Below are 16,945 nucleotides of genomic sequence, written 5' to 3' on the forward strand. Positions count from 1 at the left end.
TCGGTCACGATAAAACGGAATGCGCGGTCACCATCATCCAGAACAGACGGTCACGTTCAAACGGAATGGGCGGTCACGATAGGGCGGAATACGCAGCAGTAGAGTACCCTGTGGGCCATCGCCGTCGCCGGGAAGAAGGAGTGCCGCTATTAGTCGATAAATTTGAGCGCCATTTAGCCACTCGGTTTCCGTCAAGTCACAGTCAAAAAATCGCAGAACTGTGCAGCCATCAGACAGTGCTTGAGGCGGTGCCGGTACACAAATTTATGGATTTATGGATGATTTAAAGCGGGCATAAACAACACCCGGTGCGCATAAGCACTACCGGGTGTTGTTGTGTTTACAGAAAGATCCCTCCTCACTGGTGTGGAATCATTCCTGCCAGTCTGACAGCTACACCAGTGGGAGGTGGCTTCAGCTCGCGACGATTGTCGCTTCTCACCTGATTCTTGAAAGGTGATCCTTCAAAGATGGCTATTCAAATGTTACCTGATCTCGCATACGGTCCACAGTGGCATTCCCAATACCGCTAACTCGGGTGAGGTCGTCAGCGTTTTCAAAAGCACCGTTTGTTTCACGCTCTTCAATGATCGCTTCGGCTCTACTTGGACCAATGCCAGGTAGTTCGGCCAATAGTTCAGCATCTGCAGTGTTCACATTGATGGGTGCCATGTCTTGCGCCAGAACGCCACTGGAAAAACCTAAACTAACGCTAAGTAGGACCGCAGCCAGCATTCCTTTAAGTGTCATTTTCATTTTCATTTTCGAGATCCTTTAATGACGGTTGGTAATAAAGGTACATGCGCGAGTTCCAGCAGTGAGAGGTGCGCCACATCAGGCGTTAAGTCTGAGCAAAGTGAACGTCGCAGCACTGTTAACTTAACTTTATAACCTGAATGATTCTGTAAGTGATCTACGACAGTATTTGTAAGTTTTTAGCTATAGAGGTATGGCAAAAGGCTTACATCTTAAGGCAGCGATAACAGAGGGCAGGCTGATATACTTGTCAAAAACCTATTTGGAGTACTGTTGTGGCAACTGATTCCCCACTGATTATTGCGTTAGATTATCCTTCGCTGGACGCCGCACTCTGCATGGCGGATCAATTAGATCCTGTCCGTTGCCGGGTTAAAGTGGGTAAAGAGTTGTTTACCCGTAGTGGTCCAGCGGTGCTTGAAGCCCTTCATGGGCGTGGGTTTGAGGTATTTTTAGATCTCAAATTTCATGATATTCCCAATACCGTAGCGAGTGCGGTGCAGGCTGCGGCAGAGCAGGGTGTATGGATGGTGAATGTTCATGCGAGCGGTGGTCAGAAGATGATGGAGGCGGCGGTACAGCGCTTAGACCAACATGGCTTGGCTACCCACTTAATTGCCGTCACTGTGTTAACCAGTATGCAAGCGGATGACTTGGCTAGTGTAGGGGTTAATACTCCGCTGGCAGAACATGTGGAACGCTTAGCGCTGCTAACTGAGCAGAGCGGCCTGCATGGTGTGGTTTGCTCGGCCCAGGAGTCGGCACAGATTAAAGCGCTGTGCGGTGAGGCATTTTTGAAAGTCACTCCTGGCATTCGGCCAAGCTTTGCAGCAGCAAATGATCAGCAGCGAATCATGACCCCTTTTGACGCCATGCAGGCCGGCAGCACTCACTTGGTAATAGGCCGACCCGTTACCCAGGCAGTAGATCCAATGGTAGCGCTTGAGGTGATAGAGGCCGAATTAAGCGGTATTTGAAAATTGGCTGTACCCGGCCATGCGCTATTCACCCTCTACGCCAATGATCGGCTTAATCGTTCCCCAGTAGCGGCAGCTGGGGCACTGCCACTGCAACGCGTCACTGGCGAAGCCGCACCGTTGGCAGCGGTGGCGTGTGCGGTTGAGCAGCAGGGCATCGGTGTGGTGCTTTAGCAGCAACAGGCGCGTATCTGGTGATGGTTTGCCGCTAAGCCGCTGGCTCTCAATATACAGGTCGATCAAATAATCCAGTCCGCCCAAACTTGGCACCGCACGTAAGCGTTCACCAATCAATTCAATCGCTTTATCGACACCGTCCCGATGATGGACAAGCTGGCCTAATGCAATAATGATACTGGTGTAAGGCGCTTGCTCAAGCAGACGGTAAAGATGTGCTTCATAGCCCGCTTCATCATCGTTACGTCGATATGCCCGCTTTAGGGCTGGCAGCATGGTAGGAATATGCGCTGTTTCCTGGCGTGGAATGCTGTCCAGTCTTTCAATGGCGCGAGCATAGTGACCGTTATCCATTTCTAACTCAGCCAGTAACAGGTTGGCGCGGACACATTTTTCGTCCAATTGAAGGGCTTTTTTAAGATGCTTTTTGGCCAGCGCCCGGCTGGCTTCGTTAATTTCTTCTATGGCCAATTCACACAGCCAGTGAGCCGCAGGGCGACGCATCTTGGGATGTTGCTTAAACAGAGGTTGAATAACATCAAGTGCCTGCTGCCACGCTTTTTCACGCTCAAGCAAATCGACGAGCAGCTGTTTGGCTGCATAGCGGTGATTATCATCACTGCTGCTTTCAAGAAGCGTGTGGAGCAGTCGCTGAGCGCGGTCATGGACGCCCAGCGCCATAAAGTCGCGCGCGAGTTCTAGCTGAATCTGTTCATTGGTATATTGCGAAAGGGCAGGGCGCGCTAACAAATTTTGGTGAATGCTAACGGCTTTGTCGGCCTCACCACGGAGGCGAAACAGTTTTCCAAGGGCGATGTGGGTATCAACGGTGTCGCTGTTGACCGACAGCACATTAATGAAGGTGTTGATTGCTTCGTCGGGCTGCTCATTAAGCAGATAATTAAGCCCGACAAAGTAATCCCGGGATAACGCCTGCGACGTCGCCGCGGGCGCTTGAGCGCTATGTCGGTGGCGTCGAGCTTGGCGGTAGCCTAGCCCGTAACCAATGGCAATGGCGACCAGCAGTACGCTTAGTAGCGCAACATCCACCATTTATGCCAGTTCCTTGAACTCCTGGGTGCGCAGGCTATCAAGCTCTTTACGCTGCTGCTTGTTATGTCGCTGACTGCGTGCCAGGGTAGCCTTCAAACGCACATAAACGCCTAGCATAGCGAGCATCCCCAGCAAGACGCCAACCACTAATGTCGCTAAAAGCCAGACGGAAAACGAAACAGCTGGTAGCTCCAACCATATGAGATTCAAGGCAATAGTCTGCTGATTATTAACGGCAAACAAAATACCTACCAGCACTACTATCAGCAAAATGACGGCCAGAATCAGCCCTTTGATCCAACGCATGTGAGTTTCCTAGTCTGTGACATTCACGGTAGCACTATTGTGTACGACTCAAGGCGCGACGTCATCCCGCAGAGGGTCTGATATCCTAATAGTTACGTCTAGTAGCCAAGCGCTCGACTAGCATCAACCTGTTCACGTAGCTCCTTGCCAGGCTTGAAGTGCGGGACATACTTGCCTTCCAGCTCAACGGCATCACCTGTTTTGGGGTTACGCCCTACGCGAGGCTCTCGGTAATGTAATGAAAAACTGCCGAAGCCTCGGATCTCAACCCGCCCGCCACTGGCGAGGGAATCGGTCATATCGTCCAAGATAATACGCACCGCCGTTTCAACATCTTTGGCGGACAACTCCGGCTGACGCATCGCTATTTGTTCGATTAATTCTGATTTAGTCATCGGTTGGCTCCCTGCGAAGATTGAAGGTCATAACAAGCTCTCGACCTTAATGACATCGAATTCAGCATACTGCTCAATTCAGGATAAAACAATTCAGATAAAACAAGGTTCTAGGCACATTAACAGCATAGGCGAAGGAGGGCGCTGGCGCGACCCCGTAGCTTAGGTATACTGGCCTTTCATTTTTATAATTGGAGCGGCTGACGTTGAACGATGACAATTGCCCTGCAGCCATTTTGCGCAAACGGCTTTACTGGCACTCCCGACGCGGTATGTGGGAGCTAGATCTGCTGTTAATTCCGTTCCTTGAACAGCGTTTTGATGAACTCAGTGAAGAGGATCAATTGGCTTATCAGCAATTGATTGAAGGTGAAGATCAAGATTTATTTGTTTGGCTAATGCATCGGGAGTGGCCCGAAGAGCCAGGTCAGAGGCGCATCGTGCAAATGATAGTCGATCATGCTGAAACTACCGATAATTCTGCTTATCGCACCCTCTAGGTACTGGTTACTGGCCCAATACTCGCTATTGATTGGGTTGGCGATGCTGGGCCATTGGGTGGCGGGTGGGCTAGCCGTATTAGCGGTCATGCTATTGGTGGGTGGTCTTAGTTGGCGAGCCTATATGCGTCAGCCCTCTGGACTGCTTTGCCTCACCTCTACAGCGTCGGTTATTTATGCGCACTGGCAGCCGCTGGGCGGCCAGTCGCAGCAGGTAAAGAGTATGCCAACGTTAAGCGAACAGCACCAAGTGCGCTGTGACTACTTGGGGCCTTGGTTGATAGGGCTTTATGTGGGTAGCCAGCGGGTATGGCTCTGGCCGGATAGCGCATCCCCGGAGCATCTACGTGAAGTGCGAAAATTATTTCACCGTGCTGGGCGTTAACGCTTTTTTGGCAAATCTTTCGCTGAAAGCTGAGAGGCTATTGCCAGTGGCTGCTGCTGTGGCCAGTCAATGGTGTAGTGTAGGCCTCGTGACTCATGCCTCCGTTGTGCGGCAAGCACCGTTAATATCGCTAATTGAAGCGCCTGCTGTAAGCGTTTTCCTTCTGGGTCCACTAATACGTCTTCTATCTCTTCAAACGTGATTAACAACCCTTTTAATTGCTCTAGGGCCGTATTTAACCCTGCTGTGCTGCGCACAATAGAAACATGTTGGCTCATGGTCGCCCGCATACGCTGGCGTATATCTGAGAGCGCTGCTTTAGGGGCACTACCGCTCAACGATGGGCGACATTCAAATATGGGAGAGCATTCGCTCTGCTCCTGTGTCTTTGCTAACAATGCCTGGGCACAGCTGCGCGCAAAGACTAAGCACTCCAGTAGAGAATTGCTGGCCATACGGTTAGCACCATGCAAACCTGTGCAGGCAATTTCACCTACGGCATAGAGATTAGCGACATCAGTGGCGCCTTTCAGATCAGTAGCGACCCCGCCGCAGCTATAGTGGGCAGCAGGCACAACCGGGATGGCTTGTTTGGTGATATCAATGCCGCGAGAGGCACAGTGGGCCAGAATGGTGGGGAAGTGATGGCGAATGGCTTTTTCGCCTAAATGACGAATATCCAACCAGACATGGCCCAGGGTGCCACGCTGTATCTCAGCGTCAATGGCACGGGCCACGATATCGCGCGGGGCAAGCTCAGCACGCTTATCTAGTCCGGGCATAAAGCGTTGGCCAGTCTCGTTGAGTAAGAACCCACCTTCACCGCGAACCGCCTCGCTAATCAAAAACGCAGGCCCTTCAGGGTCAAAGAGGCAGGTCGGGTGAAACTGCTGAAATTCGAGATTCATCAAACGAGCGCCCAGCTCGGCAGCCATCATCATGCCTTCGCCACTGCTAGGGGCGGGCGTTGTCGTATGGCGATAAAGGCCGCTTGCCCCACCCGTTGCTAAAACAGTATGTCTTGCAGTGAGAGAGTGCCACTGTTGGTGGGTGTCGCACCCATAGGCACCGCAACAGGTGCCTTGGTTATCCTGTAGTAACCCGACCACAGTGAGATCACTGTACTGAGTGATGTTGGGGTGCCGGGCGACTTTGTTTAATAGCGTATCCACTAGGGCGCGGCCAGTGGCATCATCGGCGTGAATAATGCGGCGGGCATTATGGCCGCCTTCACGGGTTAAGTGATAAGGGTAGTCCGCTGTGGGGTCTGTCTCTGGTGTGAAAGGTACGCCCTTGTCAATCAGCCACTGAATAGCCGAGGGGCCGTGGGTGACGGTAAAGCGGACGGCTTCCGCGTTACAGAGACCATCACCGGCAATTAGGGTGTCGTTTATATGTGCTTCGAGATTGTCATCTGGTGACAGTACAGCGGCAATACCACCCTGTGCCCAGCGACTGGCGCCTTGGTCGTCTTGAGCGGGCCTTACCAGCGTTACTGAACTATGATCAGCAATTTCGAGAGCAAGGGTGAGCCCTGCAACGCCGCCGCCAATGATAAGTACATCGGATGTTGGCGTGCTCATTATGCCCGCTCCTCTTTCATGCTCAACGAAATCTTACAAACCCTAAATATCGCCAGCGCTGCATAGCACTAGAATAGCGAAAGCAGGCATCATAGCGTGGCATTTAGCGTTTAGCGATGCTTCAACATAAAAAAGCGATGCCTTGAGGCAACCGCAAATGGGGTGGCACTAATCGCAGAAAAGGGGGGTGTTGCAGAAAAAGCAGTCGAAGACTGCATAAGAGCTAAACAAGAAATGGTGCCCGGAGCCGGACTTGAACCGGCACGGGGTTGCCCCCGAGAGATTTTAAGTCTCTTGCGTCTACCGATTTCGCCATCCGGGCATAACATCGCACTGGTGTTTCAAAAAAGGTGTTATTAAAACACCGTTCTTTAAAACATCATTGCTGCACAAAGATGGAGGCTGGAGTCGGAATCGAACCGGCGTACACGGAGTTGCAGTCCGCTGCATAACCACTCTGCCATCCAGCCTCAAAAGTCATCTGAGCGATAAAGGAGATTTGATGGGGCTGCCATCAGCCGGGCTGGTGTTCCAGCTTACGACCTCATCTTCAATTTCGCTTTGGAGCGGGAAAGGAGATTCGAACTCCCGACCCTCGCCTTGGCAAGGCGATGCTCTACCACTGAGCTATTCCCGCTCGACTCGAGGGCGAATTATACGGATCGCCACCGAGTTGTCAATCAATGAATTAGCCATGAATCCTTATTGTGTTATCAGCAGCTTACATCGAGCGGCTAAGATGCGGCCAAGCGGCTTTTAAGTACTGAATCATTGACCACAGCGTAAGAATGGCAGCAGCATAAAGAACGATGACGCCCAGTATTGCAAACTCGTGGGTCGGGGGAAGCGCCAGCAAGATTAGCAGCGCGACCATTTGTAGGGCGGTTTTCAGCTTACCCACCCATGAAACAGCTACCATGCCGCGCTTACCCATCTCCGCCATCCATTCGCGCAGCGCTGAAATGACAATTTCACGACCGATAATGACTAACGCAGGAAGCGTTAGCACCATGGTGTCAAAGCGCTCAATCAGGAGCGCCAGGGCCACGGCAACCATGAGTTTGTCAGCCACTGGATCTAAGAACGCCCCAAAAGGTGTTGATTGGTTCCAGCGTCGGGCCAGGTAGCCGTCCAGCCAATCGGTGATTGATGCCAAGGCAAACAGCCCTGCAGCAACCGGCATACTCCAGTGGAAAGGCAGATAAAACAGCACCACCAACAGAGGAATGAAGGCTATTCTGGCTAACGTTAATATGTTGGGTATATTCATCGCAGGGCGCGATCCTTGCTGGAAAATCAGAGGATTCGAAATGTGTGGGGTCATTCTATCCCCCTTGGCCGATGGCATCCATGCCAAGGGGGAGTTTATCCGTTTAACACTCGGTAAATACTTTCGGCTAACGCTGCATTGATGCCGGGAACGCGGGCAAGTTCATCGCGGCTGGCCTTTTGTACTCCCTGTAAACCACCAAAAAAACGCAGTAGTTCACGGCGGCGTTTTGGACCAATACCCGGTATCTCCTGCAACGTAGAGGTGCGTCTTGCCTTGTCGCGCTGGGCGCGGTGGCCTGCAATGGCAAAGCGGTGTGATTCATCGCGAATATGTTGGATCAAATGCAGGGCAGGGGATGCAGGATCTAAATTAAGCGTGTTATCTGATGTCTCTAAAAACAGTGTTTCAAGCCCTGCTTTACGGGTCGTGCCTTTCGCGACACCGAGTAGAATAATATTGGTGATTTCAAGCTCGTTAAACACATCGCGGGCCATATTAAGCTGACCCTTGCCTCCATCCACGATTAAGATGTCGGGAGCGACGGCTTCACCGCTTTTTACGCGCTTTAGGCGGCGTGTTAGTGCTTGTTGCATAGCGGCATAATCATCGCCTGCAGCCACCCCTTCAATGCGGAAGTGGCGGTAGTCACTTTTACGCGGACCTTGATGATCAAACACCACGCATGATGCAACCGTTGCTTCGCCGTGGCTATGGCTAATGTCGAAGCACTCTAAGCGTTGAGGCGTTTCTGCCAAGCCCAGCGCCTGCTGAAGAGCGGTAAAACGCTGGGTAAGCTGCGTTTGATTAGCGAGCTGCGAGGCTAACTGTTGCTCGGCGTTAGTTATCGCGAGTTGTTGCCACTGCGCACGGTGGCCGCGTACTTGATAGGTCACCCGAATGCGTTTGCCCGCTTGCTGGGTGAGGGCCTCGGCAATCAATTCGCTATCATCTAATGGGTGGCTGGTAATGACTTCACTGGGCACGTTATGAGGCTGGCCAAAATAGTATTGGCTAACCACTTCGGTAAGCAGTGTTTCAGGCGGTAGGTCTAAATCGTTTTTCGGCGTGTGGTGACGAGCGCCTAATAGTCGGCCATCACGTACGCTTAGTATTGAAACCCCAATAGCGCCTGGCCGCTGGGCGAGGGCAAACATATCGGCGTCGCCGCCACCCGTATCGACAAATTGGCGCTGCTGTAGTTGCCTTAATTGCTGCACCTGGTCACGCAACCGGGCGGCTTCCTCAAAATGAAGGGCCTTACTGGCCGTTTCCATGGCCTCCATCAGTTCCTGGGTAACATTTTCACTTTTACCTTCCAGGCACATCACTGCGTGCTCAAGGTCGCGTTGGTAATCCTCTGCGGAAATATAACCGACGCAGGGGGCGCTGCAGCGCTGAATTTGATACTGCAAACAGGGCCGCGAACGGTGGGCAAATACGCTGTCTTCACAATTACGGATGAGGAATATTTTTTGCATCAACGCCAGACTTTCGCGCACCGCCCCACTACTTGGATAAGGACCTAAATAGCGACCATCGTCACTGCGTTGGCGTGCGCGTTTGTATTCGAGCGCTGGGTAAGGATGGCGGTCGGTGACAAATACGAAAGGGTAAGATTTGTCGTCACGCAGCAAAATATTGTAGGGCGGACGCAGCTGTTTAATCAGGGTCTGTTCAAGCAGAAGCGCTTCCGTCTCGGTGCGCGTAACAGTGACTTGTACATCGGCAATGCGGCCCACCATTGCCTGAGTTTTGGTATTCAACTGACCACGAAAATAACTGGCAAGGCGGTTTTTTAGGCGCTTTGCTTTGCCTACATAAAGTGTATTGCTTTGTGCATCAAGCATACGATAAACACCCGGTGAGGTGCTTACCGAACTCAGGAACTGCTTTGAATCAAAGGTCATATCAGCGTGTCGGTACCCGATAATAGCAGGGAAGATGGGGGTTATATCTGGGTAGCGTCAAACCCCTCGACCAGCCCGTGACGCAGTGCTAAGTGAGTCAGCTCAACGTCAGTGGCAACCTGTAGTTTATCAAAGAGTCGATAGCGATAGGTGTTTACCGTCTTTGGGCTTAAGTGCAGGCGATCAGAGATATCTTGCACGCGCTGGCAATTAACAATCATAAGGGCAATCTGTAGCTCACGATGGGAGAGGTGGCTAAATGGATTGTCTTCATTGGTGAAGTGCGAAAGCGCTAGGCGCTGAGCGATCTCTTGACTCACATAACGTCTGCCGTGGAAAACCTGGCGTATCGCATCTGTCATTTCTTCCGCATCCGCGCCTTTGCTTAAGAACCCGGAGGCACCTGCTTCCAGCATGCGGCGAAGCACGCTGTCTTCCATATGTGCTGTCAAAATCAATACTTTAACGTCTTCCATGGTGCGGTGAATGCGCCTTGTTGCTTCAAGGCCGCCGATACCAGGCATACGGATATCCATTAATACGATGTCCGGCTTTAAATGACGACACTGCGTTACTGCGCTTTCGCCGTCGTCGACTTCGCCCACAATTTTAATGTCACACTCTTCATTTAGCAGGTGAGCAATGCTGGTTCTTACTAGATGATGATCATCGGCGATAAGTACACTGATCAATGGACAAGCTCCTGCATGGAAACATCATGGACTCAGGCGTTGGCCTTGTACGCTATTTTATCTTATTCATTGCATATAGAGTGCCACAGCTAACGACAAAGGAGAATTAGTTAACGCTGATGGTTCAAAAACTTGACCGAGGTAAATGTTCAACGTAGTATCCGCCACGCTGTTGAAAAGACAGTATGTGGGGCCTTAGCTCAGCTGGGAGAGCGCAACACTGGCAGTGTTGAGGTCAGCGGTTCGATCCCGCTAGGCTCCACCACGATCTTAGAAAAAAGATCGTAATGAAAAAAGCCTCGTTTTAGAAACGAGGCTTTTTTTTGGCTAAAACTTGGTGTTTTAAGCAGTAATTTTGCCAAGCAGTAAAAACTCAATCAGTGCTTTCTGTGCGTGCAAGCGGTTGCCAGCTTCCTGCCAAACCACAGCGCGTGGGTCGTCGAGCAGCGTATGGCTAATCTCTTCGCCACGATGGGCCGGTAGGCAGTGGAGGAAGAGGACGTCTTGGTGGGCCTGATCAAGCATCGCTTCCGTTACTTGGAAACCTGCGAAATCGGCCTCACGTTTAGCCTGTTCCTCTTCCTGACCCATAGAGGCCCATACGTCAGTGGTCACCAGGTCGGCATCTTTCACCGCTGCCTGTGGGGCATGCAGCAGGGTGATGTGATCGCCCGCGGCAGCCATGATATCGGCACGGGGCTCGTAGCCTTTCGGACAGCAAATGCGCAGATGAAAGTCGAACTGGCGGGCGGCGTTAATCCACGAGTGGCACATATTATTGCCATCACCAATCCATACCGCCGTGCGACCTTTGACACTGCCGCGTAGCTCAGTCCAAGTCATCACGTCGGCGAGCAACTGGCAGGGGTGATAATCATCGCTCAAAGCGTTAATGACCGGTACGCTACTGGCGCTGGCGTAAGTTTCCAGCCCGGCGTGTGAAAAGGTGCGGATCATCACGGCGTCGACCATTTCAGACAAAACGCGAGCAGTGTCTTCAATGGGTTCGCCGCGACCTAATTGCGTGTCGCGGGGGGAGAGAAACAGCGCATGGCCGCCAAACTGGGCCATTCCCGTTTCAAACGATACCCGTGTGCGTGTGGAGGATTTCTCAAAAATCATCGCCAGGGTTCGGTTGGATAATGGCGTATAAACAGGGCCTTGCGCCTTAAGGTTGGTCTTAATCGTAATGGCGCGTTGAATTAAATAATCCAGCTCATCCGGTGTCAAATCTAGCAAGGTTAGGAAATGGCGTGTCGCCATGAGGGCTTCTCTCCGCGCAAAAACCCTATCCTAGCTATGCCGCAGGGGATGCGCAACGCGGACGGCATGCGTAGAATAATGTCTACACGTTAAAACCGAGCGCTTCACTCAGGTACTTGTTTCAAGCCAGTGTCAAGTACGGGGGAGGCATCGGTCATTTAAATGCGAGGAGATTGTATGAGCACAACAGCCGAAAACATTCAGCGCCAGATCAGCGAAAATCCGATCCTGATCTACATGAAGGGATCACCGCAACTACCGCAGTGCGGTTTTTCTGCCCAAACTGTGCAAGCATTGATGAGCTGTGGAGAACGTTTTGCGTTTGTGAATATTCTGGATAATCCGGATATCCGCACAGAGCTACCGAAAATCGCCAACTGGCCGACGTTTCCGCAACTGTGGGTGGAAGGAGAGCTCATTGGTGGCTGTGACATCGTGGTCGAGATGCATCAAAACGGTGAATTGGAAAAGCTAGTTAAAGCAGCTGCTCAGCGTGCAGGTACGGCGGAAGGTGGCGATAACGCCTAAGCATTACCCAGTCGAAGGATATACTGCTTCATGAGCTATCAGGTTCTGGCCCGCAAGTGGCGGCCTCGCACATTCCACGAACTCGTGGGCCAGGCCCATGTGCAACGCGCCCTGGTCAATGCCCTTGACCAGGGACGTCTGCATCATGCTTATCTGTTTACCGGTACCCGCGGCGTGGGTAAGACCACGCTGGCGCGTATTCTTGCCAAATGTTTGAACTGCACTGCCAATGGCCGTGGCGACGAGGGCATTACCTCGACCCCTTGCGGTGTGTGCGATAGCTGCCAGGCAATTGATGAGGGGCGCTTTGTTGATTTAATTGAAGTTGATGCTGCCTCAAGAACCAAAGTAGAAGATACCCGCGAGCTGCTCGACAATGTGCAGTACGCGCCGACTCAAGGGCGTTATAAGGTGTACCTGATTGATGAGGTACACATGCTCTCTACCAGCAGTTTCAATGCACTGCTGAAGACATTGGAAGAGCCGCCCCCGCACGTTAAATTTTTGCTGGCGACGACCGATCCGCAAAAGTTACCGCCAACCGTTCTTTCCCGCTGCCTCCAGTTTACCCTTAAGCATATGCCGCCAGAGCGTGTGGTTGAGCACCTGACCTATGTATTGGGTGAAGAGGGCGTTGAGTTTGATGAAAGTGCGCTATGGCTGTTAGGTAAAGCGGCGGAAGGTTCAATGCGTGACGCAATGAGCCTGACCGATCAAGCCATTGCGTTTGGGCAAGGGGCGGTACGGCATGCGGATGTGGCTGCCATGCTTGGCACGCTGGATCATCGCCATATTCTGGGGTTAGTAGAGGCTCTGGCCGATGTGGATGTGCAGCGCCTGCTCGCAGAGGTGGCTGAATTAGCAGAGCAAGGTCCTGACTTTGCCGCTGTATTGGATGAGCTCTCAAGCATGCTGCATCGGTTAGCCGTCGCTCAGATGGTGCCCGACGCTGTGGATAACAGTCACGGTGACCGTGATGTTATTCTGCAATTGGCGAGCCGCTTTACTGCTGAAGATATTCAACTTTATTACCAAATCGGTATTCAGGGGCGCGGCGATATGGTTCACGCCCCGGATTTACGCAGTGCGCTAGAGATGACACTGTTGCGGATGCTGGCGTTTCGCCCCCAAGGTGTGCCGAAACCGCCCCGCACACCGCTTCCCCTGCAGCGCGAAACCGTGCAGCGCGAGCCATCGCCTCGTGAAGCGCTGACTCAAGAGACATCACCTGTTAAATTCGTCACGGTGGGAGGGGAGCAACCTGCCGCTCCACCGGTTCAAGAAGAGCCGCTCCTTCAAGAGCCGCCGCCCTGGACAGTAGATGCTCAGGCTGGCACCCCTCAACCAGCGCCACAGCCAGAACCTGTTTCAGAGCCGGATCCTATTCCCGAGCCAGAGCCGATCCCTGAGCCGGAGCCGATCCCCGAGCCAGAGCCGATCCCTGAGCCGGAGCCGATCCCCGAGCCAGAGCCTATTCCCGAGCCAGAGCCTATTCCAGAGCCGGAACCTATTCCTGAGCCAGAGCCACCGCGTGCGGTTACGGCAGAAAACGTTTCGGCTAGGCTGGATAATTCGCAGTGGCTGCTATGCTTTGATTCATTGGGACTAGGTGGATTAACGCGTAATTTAGCGGGCAACTGCTTGGTAGAAAGTGATGATGGCGCATTACTTACGCTTCGCCTTGATCCAAGCCAAGAGGCCATGCAGGCGGAAGTGCATCAAACGCGTATTGAGCGTGCGTTGAAGGAGCAAGGGATGCCGCGCCGGGTAGCGTTTTACGTTGCTGAATTATCCAGCAGTGTGGAAACACCCCGGCAGCGCGAAGAGCGACTCACTAAGGAGCGTCATGCGCAGGCAGTTGATCTACTCAATCATGACCCCAATGTACAAAAGTTACAGCAGGCGTTTGGGGCAAAACTGATAGAATCCAGCGTTAAGCCAGTCGAAGGTGTGCGCTAAGCTCTTCTTCGTGGACGTATTTCATAGACATATTTTACAGGCTCTGCTTTTAACGACAGTCGTATCTTGTAAATTACATTGGAGGTTACACCATGCTTAAAGGTGGAATGGGCAACTTAATGAAGCAAGCCCAAGAGATGCAGGAAAAAATGCAGCGCGCTCAAGAAGAAGCAGCCAAAGCGGAAGTACAGGGCGAGGCGGGCGCTGGTATGGTTAAAGTCACTATGAATGGTCGTCATGACGTATCGAACGTGACCATCGATCCTAGTGTGATGGAAGAGGATAAAGAGCTACTAGAAGATTTATTGGCGGCGGCGGTAAATGATGCCGTGCGTAAATTAGAAGTCAGTACCAAGGCCAAAATGGAAGAAGCAACGTCCGGCTTGAACTTGCCGCCCGGCTTTAAGATGCCGTTCTAATAATGCGATTTTCCCCTCTCGTTGAGCAGTTAATGGATGCTTTTCGCGTACTGCCAGGCGTTGGGCCGAAAACGGCCCAGCGTATGGCGATGCACTTACTTGAGCGCGAGCGCCCCGGTGGGCAGCGCCTTGCAGCCGTTATTCAGCAGGCCATCGAAGAAGTAGGTTACTGTCAGCGCTGCCGCACTCTAACCGAAGCGGAAATCTGTGTGCTGTGTGAAAGCCCGCGCCGAGATGATGCACTGCTGTGTGTGGTGGAATCTCCTGCTGATCAATTAGCGATTGAAGAAGCCGGTGGCTTTAAAGGGCGTTACTTTGTTCTACACGGCCATCTTTCCCCACTGGATGGTATTGGTCCCGAGTCGATAGGCTTAGACTTATTGGAAGCGCGGGTAGCAGAAGGGTTGATCAAAGAAGTGGTGTTGGCGACCAATCCCACCATAGAAGGTGAAGCCACTGCCCATTACATTGCCTCTCAGCTTGCCGAATATGGGGTCAAGCTAACGCGACTAGCCTACGGTGTGCCTATGGGCGGTGAATTGGAGTATGTCGACGGCGGCACCTTAAGCCGTGCGTTTAATGGCCGCCAGCCTTTTGCTAGTGAGTAAGCCTACTTAATCACGGCTCCTTAAAACAGTGGTTCCCTTACCGCAAGCGCTTAAGCGATTGTGTGCCAACTTGGAAGAATGCTTTTGTCCTCTCTTACTCCCTCATTTCAATGGCTTGATACCCCAGACGCGCTCGATGCAGCGTGCGAGCAAGTAGCCGATGCTTCTGTTATTGCGCTGGATACCGAGTTTTTTCGAGAGAACACGTTTTTCCCCGTTCCTGCACTGATTCAATTCACCGCGGGTGAAGAGGCATATTTAGTCGATCCAGTCGCCATTCCATGTACCGATAAATTCCGTTCACTGTTGCAAAATAGCGCAATTAAGTTATTGCACGCTTGCAGTGAAGATTTAGAAGTATTTCAACACTGGGCGGGTGTGCTGCCTACGCCGTTGATGGATACTCAGGTCGTTCAGGGGTTTTTGGGTGAGAATCCTGGTATGGGATACCAAAAGCTGGTCGAATTTTGGGTGGGGGAAACACTGCCCAAAGAGGAAACACGCTCTAACTGGTTGGTACGTCCATTGACGCCAGCACAGTGCCATTACGCAGCGCTGGATGTTATTTACTTATTAAAAGTATGGACGCTCCAGGAAGAAAAACTCGCCATATTAGGGCGACGCGAGTGGGTAGACGCTGAGTGCGCTAGCCTTATTGAGCAAGCTGGCCGTAGCGTTGATAACGATCAACAGTGGTACACCCGGCAACGCCAATTGTGGCGTTTAACACCTCGCCAAATGGAAGCGTATCGGCTGATGACCACCTGGCGTGAAGGCGAGACACGCCGCCGTGATTTGCCGCGCAATTGGCTGGTCAGCGATAAATTGCTGCTTGCAATCGCTGAAAAAATGCCCAACAACCGTTTTGAATTAGCCGAGGTGGATGGCATTAAGCCTATGCTGATCAAAAAAGAGGGTGACTCCTTGTTGGCGATGGTAAAGCAGGCCCTGCATTGTGATGAAGTGAAATTGCCTACGCGCTGGCCAGACCCTATGCACCCGGCCTTTAAATCGCGCTTTAAGGCGATTAAGAAAGTGATTACTGCAAAAGCGAGCGACTTGGGCGTGGCGCCAGAAATATTAATGCGACGCCGCGACATTGAGACACTCGTTATGCAGGACTTGGCGGGCGAGGCTTTAGCCTTGCCTAGCGGCTGGCGGGGTGATTATTTAAATGCCGCGCTTTCTGAAGCCCTTAAGGAGCGGACGTCATGAGTGACAAACTGATTTGTGAGGTTTTCAAAAGCTCGCGCAAAGATGAGATGTATTTATACGTTGACAAGCGGCAGGGGCTAACAGCAGTGCCTGAATTGCTGATGGAAACCTTTGGTAAACCCGTGCCGGTTTTTACCATGCTGTTGACCGCTGATAAAAAATTGTCACGTGTAAGCGCGGCAGATGTGGTGGAAGGTATTAAGGATAAAGGCTTCTATTTGCAAATGCCGCCGCCTAAAGAACCTTATCTTCTTGATATTCATCGTGCTTATGCTGCCTCGCACGATGATGCACATGCTGATAAAGCGTAACTCCGTCGTTTATGAATTTTCTGGCTCATGCTTGGTTAGTCAGCGCAGGCAGCGATGACTTTCTTTATGGCAATCTAATTGCCGATGGTGTCAAAGGGCAGGATTTAAGCGCTTGGCCCGATGCCACTGCGCAGGGTATTCAGCATCATCGTCGCGTGGATGCCTGGGTAGATCGCCACCCAAACGTTACCGGAGCAAGGCGTCGCGCTCCAACTGCCCAGCGTCGCTATGCAGGCATTGCATTAGATATGGTGTGGGATCATTTTCTCGCGCGAGATACCGCAGGGATGGTAGCGCAGGAGGAGATTGTTAAGCGTTGTTATCGGCTGCTTTCTGCGCGCTCTGCGCCTAACCGGTTAGCGGGTATGATGCCACTACTGGTGCAGCATGATTGGTTAAGAGGTTACGCTGACTTTGAGTTCACCTGTCGTGCTGTGGCGGGGATTGGGCGTCGATTGTCCGGCCCCAACCAGTTGGCTGCATTAGTCCCATGGCTAAGGGATGATTACCAAGCGCTTGAGCAAGATTTCCAAACCTTATGGCCCGAGCTATTTGACACATTAGGTCTTACCGATGCGTCCGCTTAAAGGGTGTTTCGGCGGAATGATGTTTGTGTAGCTCTGTTCATGTAATTCTGT

General features: G+C 52.1%; 19 protein-coding genes, 4 tRNA genes and 1 pseudogene. 12 read left to right on the forward strand and 12 right to left on the reverse strand.

Going from position 1 to position 16,945, the window contains the following annotated elements; all coding sequences use genetic code 11:
• A pseudogene (gene prpD, locus ACQKE4_RS12135) lies at nucleotides 1-287 on the forward strand (2-methylcitrate dehydratase); the annotation flags it as partial.
• Between the two features lie 187 nt (nucleotides 288-474).
• Here prpD and ACQKE4_RS12140 read toward each other — a convergent pair.
• The gene (locus ACQKE4_RS12140) at nucleotides 475-756 is read right to left on the reverse strand and encodes a ComEA family DNA-binding protein (RefSeq protein ID WP_427388709.1); all 282 of its coding nucleotides are present in this window, start codon (nucleotides 754-756) and stop codon (nucleotides 475-477) included.
• Between the two features lie 275 nt (nucleotides 757-1,031).
• Here ACQKE4_RS12140 and pyrF point away from each other — a divergent pair, with 275 nt between their 5' ends.
• Complete coding sequence (gene pyrF, locus ACQKE4_RS12145; protein WP_427388620.1) at nucleotides 1,032-1,733, forward strand: orotidine-5'-phosphate decarboxylase; 702 nt, start codon at nucleotides 1,032-1,034, stop codon at nucleotides 1,731-1,733.
• Nucleotides 1,734-1,757: 24 nt separating this feature from the next.
• Here the strand turns inward: pyrF and lapB are convergent, their stop codons facing one another.
• From lapB to ACQKE4_RS12160, 3 genes are all read right to left on the reverse strand, one after another.
• Nucleotides 1,758-2,963 (reverse strand): lipopolysaccharide assembly protein LapB, encoded by a 1,206-nt coding sequence (gene lapB / locus ACQKE4_RS12150; RefSeq protein WP_427388621.1) that lies wholly within the window; start codon nucleotides 2,961-2,963, stop codon nucleotides 1,758-1,760.
• Nucleotides 2,964-3,269: a lipopolysaccharide assembly protein LapA domain-containing protein gene (locus ACQKE4_RS12155; RefSeq protein ID WP_427388622.1), complete on the reverse strand. Its 306-nt coding sequence runs from the start codon at nucleotides 3,267-3,269 to the stop codon at nucleotides 2,964-2,966. It lies immediately after the preceding gene.
• Nucleotides 3,270-3,367: 98 nt separating this feature from the next.
• Nucleotides 3,368-3,664, reverse strand: a complete 297-nt coding sequence (locus ACQKE4_RS12160) for an integration host factor subunit beta (RefSeq protein ID WP_427388624.1) — start codon at nucleotides 3,662-3,664, stop codon at nucleotides 3,368-3,370.
• 206 nt (nucleotides 3,665-3,870) lie between these two features.
• Here ACQKE4_RS12160 and ACQKE4_RS12165 point away from each other — a divergent pair, with 206 nt between their 5' ends.
• Both ACQKE4_RS12165 and ACQKE4_RS12170 read left to right on the forward strand, forming a co-directional pair.
• Nucleotides 3,871-4,164, forward strand: a complete 294-nt coding sequence (locus ACQKE4_RS12165; protein ID WP_427388626.1) for a succinate dehydrogenase assembly factor 2 — start codon at nucleotides 3,871-3,873, stop codon at nucleotides 4,162-4,164.
• Nucleotides 4,124-4,549: a hypothetical protein gene (locus ACQKE4_RS12170; protein WP_427388627.1), complete on the forward strand. Its 426-nt coding sequence runs from the start codon at nucleotides 4,124-4,126 to the stop codon at nucleotides 4,547-4,549. Before ACQKE4_RS12165 ends, ACQKE4_RS12170 begins: the two co-directional genes overlap by 41 nt.
• Here ACQKE4_RS12170 and nadB read toward each other — a convergent pair.
• From nadB to uvrY, 7 genes are all read right to left on the reverse strand, one after another.
• Nucleotides 4,546-6,132 carry an L-aspartate oxidase gene (gene nadB / locus ACQKE4_RS12175; RefSeq protein WP_427388629.1) on the reverse strand — a complete coding sequence of 529 codons (1,587 nt, stop codon included), beginning with the start codon at nucleotides 6,130-6,132 and terminating at the stop codon, nucleotides 4,546-4,548. The two genes, ACQKE4_RS12170 and nadB, sit on opposite strands and share 4 nt — an antisense overlap.
• Nucleotides 6,133-6,367: 235 nt before the next feature.
• Nucleotides 6,368-6,454 (reverse strand) — tRNA-Leu (locus ACQKE4_RS12180).
• A 74-nt stretch (nucleotides 6,455-6,528) separates the two neighbouring features.
• A tRNA-Cys gene (locus ACQKE4_RS12185) sits at nucleotides 6,529-6,602 on the reverse strand.
• A 92-nt stretch (nucleotides 6,603-6,694) separates the two neighbouring features.
• Nucleotides 6,695-6,769: transfer RNA gene (locus tag ACQKE4_RS12190), tRNA-Gly, on the reverse strand.
• Between the two features lie 84 nt (nucleotides 6,770-6,853).
• Nucleotides 6,854-7,402, reverse strand: coding sequence for a CDP-diacylglycerol--glycerol-3-phosphate 3-phosphatidyltransferase (pgsA, locus tag ACQKE4_RS12195; protein WP_427388710.1), 549 nt, complete (start codon nucleotides 7,400-7,402; stop codon nucleotides 6,854-6,856).
• Between the two features lie 95 nt (nucleotides 7,403-7,497).
• Nucleotides 7,498-9,312, reverse strand: coding sequence for an excinuclease ABC subunit UvrC (uvrC, locus tag ACQKE4_RS12200; RefSeq protein ID WP_427388631.1), 1,815 nt, complete (start codon nucleotides 9,310-9,312; stop codon nucleotides 7,498-7,500).
• Nucleotides 9,313-9,353: 41 nt separating this feature from the next.
• Nucleotides 9,354-10,004 carry a UvrY/SirA/GacA family response regulator transcription factor gene (uvrY, locus tag ACQKE4_RS12205; protein WP_427388632.1) on the reverse strand — a complete coding sequence of 217 codons (651 nt, stop codon included), beginning with the start codon at nucleotides 10,002-10,004 and terminating at the stop codon, nucleotides 9,354-9,356.
• Between the two features lie 189 nt (nucleotides 10,005-10,193).
• Here uvrY and ACQKE4_RS12210 point away from each other — a divergent pair.
• A tRNA-Ala gene (locus ACQKE4_RS12210) sits at nucleotides 10,194-10,269 on the forward strand.
• Between the two features lie 77 nt (nucleotides 10,270-10,346).
• On the opposite strand, the gene argF is transcribed toward ACQKE4_RS12210, so the two are convergent.
• Nucleotides 10,347-11,267: an ornithine carbamoyltransferase gene (gene argF, locus ACQKE4_RS12215; protein ID WP_427388633.1), complete on the reverse strand. Its 921-nt coding sequence runs from the start codon at nucleotides 11,265-11,267 to the stop codon at nucleotides 10,347-10,349.
• A gap of 177 nt (nucleotides 11,268-11,444) precedes the next feature.
• Here argF and grxD point away from each other — a divergent pair, with 177 nt between their 5' ends.
• The 7 genes from grxD (at nucleotide 11,445) to ACQKE4_RS12250 (ending at nucleotide 16,894) form a co-directional block, all read left to right on the forward strand.
• Complete coding sequence (gene grxD, locus ACQKE4_RS12220) at nucleotides 11,445-11,795, forward strand: Grx4 family monothiol glutaredoxin (protein WP_290836489.1); 351 nt, start codon at nucleotides 11,445-11,447, stop codon at nucleotides 11,793-11,795.
• Between the two features lie 30 nt (nucleotides 11,796-11,825).
• Entirely contained in the window at nucleotides 11,826-13,754 is a 1,929-nt protein-coding gene (dnaX, locus tag ACQKE4_RS12225; protein WP_427388635.1) for a DNA polymerase III subunit gamma/tau, read from the forward strand.
• Nucleotides 13,755-13,846: 92 nt separating this feature from the next.
• Nucleotides 13,847-14,173, forward strand: a complete 327-nt coding sequence (locus ACQKE4_RS12230) for a YbaB/EbfC family nucleoid-associated protein (RefSeq protein ID WP_290836487.1) — start codon at nucleotides 13,847-13,849, stop codon at nucleotides 14,171-14,173.
• A gap of 2 nt (nucleotides 14,174-14,175) precedes the next feature.
• Nucleotides 14,176-14,781: a recombination mediator RecR gene (gene recR, locus ACQKE4_RS12235; RefSeq protein ID WP_290836486.1), complete on the forward strand. Its 606-nt coding sequence runs from the start codon at nucleotides 14,176-14,178 to the stop codon at nucleotides 14,779-14,781.
• A 78-nt stretch (nucleotides 14,782-14,859) separates the two neighbouring features.
• Nucleotides 14,860-15,996 carry a ribonuclease D gene (gene rnd, locus ACQKE4_RS12240; RefSeq protein ID WP_427388637.1) on the forward strand — a complete coding sequence of 379 codons (1,137 nt, stop codon included), beginning with the start codon at nucleotides 14,860-14,862 and terminating at the stop codon, nucleotides 15,994-15,996.
• The gene (locus ACQKE4_RS12245) at nucleotides 15,993-16,307 is read left to right on the forward strand and encodes a YcgL domain-containing protein (RefSeq protein WP_427388638.1); all 315 of its coding nucleotides are present in this window, start codon (nucleotides 15,993-15,995) and stop codon (nucleotides 16,305-16,307) included. The genes rnd and ACQKE4_RS12245 overlap by 4 nt, the downstream gene beginning before the upstream one ends.
• A gap of 11 nt (nucleotides 16,308-16,318) precedes the next feature.
• On the forward strand, nucleotides 16,319-16,894 hold the full coding sequence (locus ACQKE4_RS12250; RefSeq protein WP_427388639.1) for an ACP phosphodiesterase: 576 nt from the start codon (nucleotides 16,319-16,321) through the stop codon (nucleotides 16,892-16,894).
• The last annotated feature ends 51 nt before the right edge of the window (nucleotides 16,895-16,945 follow it).

The sequence above is a fragment of the Halomonas sp. NPDC076908 genome, from assembly GCF_050269715.1.
GTDB lineage: Bacteria > Pseudomonadota > Gammaproteobacteria > Pseudomonadales > Halomonadaceae > Vreelandella.

Excerpts from the sequence above, each read along its gene's own strand:
- ACQKE4_RS12140 (WP_427388709.1), bottom strand. The coding sequence starts at position 756 with ATGAAAATGACACTTAAAGGAATGCTGGCTGCGGTCCTACTTAGCGTT.
- lapB (WP_427388621.1), bottom strand. The coding sequence starts at position 2,963 with ATGGTGGATGTTGCGCTACTAAGCGTACTGCTGGTCGCCATTGCCATT.
- ACQKE4_RS12155 (WP_427388622.1), bottom strand. The coding sequence starts at position 3,269 with ATGCGTTGGATCAAAGGGCTGATTCTGGCCGTCATTTTGCTGATAGTA.
- ACQKE4_RS12160 (WP_427388624.1), bottom strand. The coding sequence starts at position 3,664 with ATGACTAAATCAGAATTAATCGAACAAATAGCGATGCGTCAGCCGGAG.
- ACQKE4_RS12170 (WP_427388627.1), top strand. The coding sequence starts at position 4,124 with ATGCTGAAACTACCGATAATTCTGCTTATCGCACCCTCTAGGTACTGG.
- nadB (WP_427388629.1), bottom strand. The coding sequence starts at position 6,132 with ATGAGCACGCCAACATCCGATGTACTTATCATTGGCGGCGGCGTTGCA.
- pgsA (WP_427388710.1), bottom strand. The coding sequence starts at position 7,402 with ATGAATATACCCAACATATTAACGTTAGCCAGAATAGCCTTCATTCCT.
- uvrC (WP_427388631.1), bottom strand. The coding sequence starts at position 9,312 with ATGACCTTTGATTCAAAGCAGTTCCTGAGTTCGGTAAGCACCTCACCG.
- argF (WP_427388633.1), bottom strand. The coding sequence starts at position 11,267 with ATGGCGACACGCCATTTCCTAACCTTGCTAGATTTGACACCGGATGAG.
- grxD (WP_290836489.1), top strand. The coding sequence starts at position 11,445 with ATGAGCACAACAGCCGAAAACATTCAGCGCCAGATCAGCGAAAATCCG.
- dnaX (WP_427388635.1), top strand. The coding sequence starts at position 11,826 with ATGAGCTATCAGGTTCTGGCCCGCAAGTGGCGGCCTCGCACATTCCAC.
- ACQKE4_RS12230 (WP_290836487.1), top strand. The coding sequence starts at position 13,847 with ATGCTTAAAGGTGGAATGGGCAACTTAATGAAGCAAGCCCAAGAGATG.
- recR (WP_290836486.1), top strand. The coding sequence starts at position 14,176 with ATGCGATTTTCCCCTCTCGTTGAGCAGTTAATGGATGCTTTTCGCGTA.
- rnd (WP_427388637.1), top strand. The coding sequence starts at position 14,860 with ATGCTTTTGTCCTCTCTTACTCCCTCATTTCAATGGCTTGATACCCCA.
- ACQKE4_RS12245 (WP_427388638.1), top strand. The coding sequence starts at position 15,993 with ATGAGTGACAAACTGATTTGTGAGGTTTTCAAAAGCTCGCGCAAAGAT.
- ACQKE4_RS12250 (WP_427388639.1), top strand. The coding sequence starts at position 16,319 with ATGAATTTTCTGGCTCATGCTTGGTTAGTCAGCGCAGGCAGCGATGAC.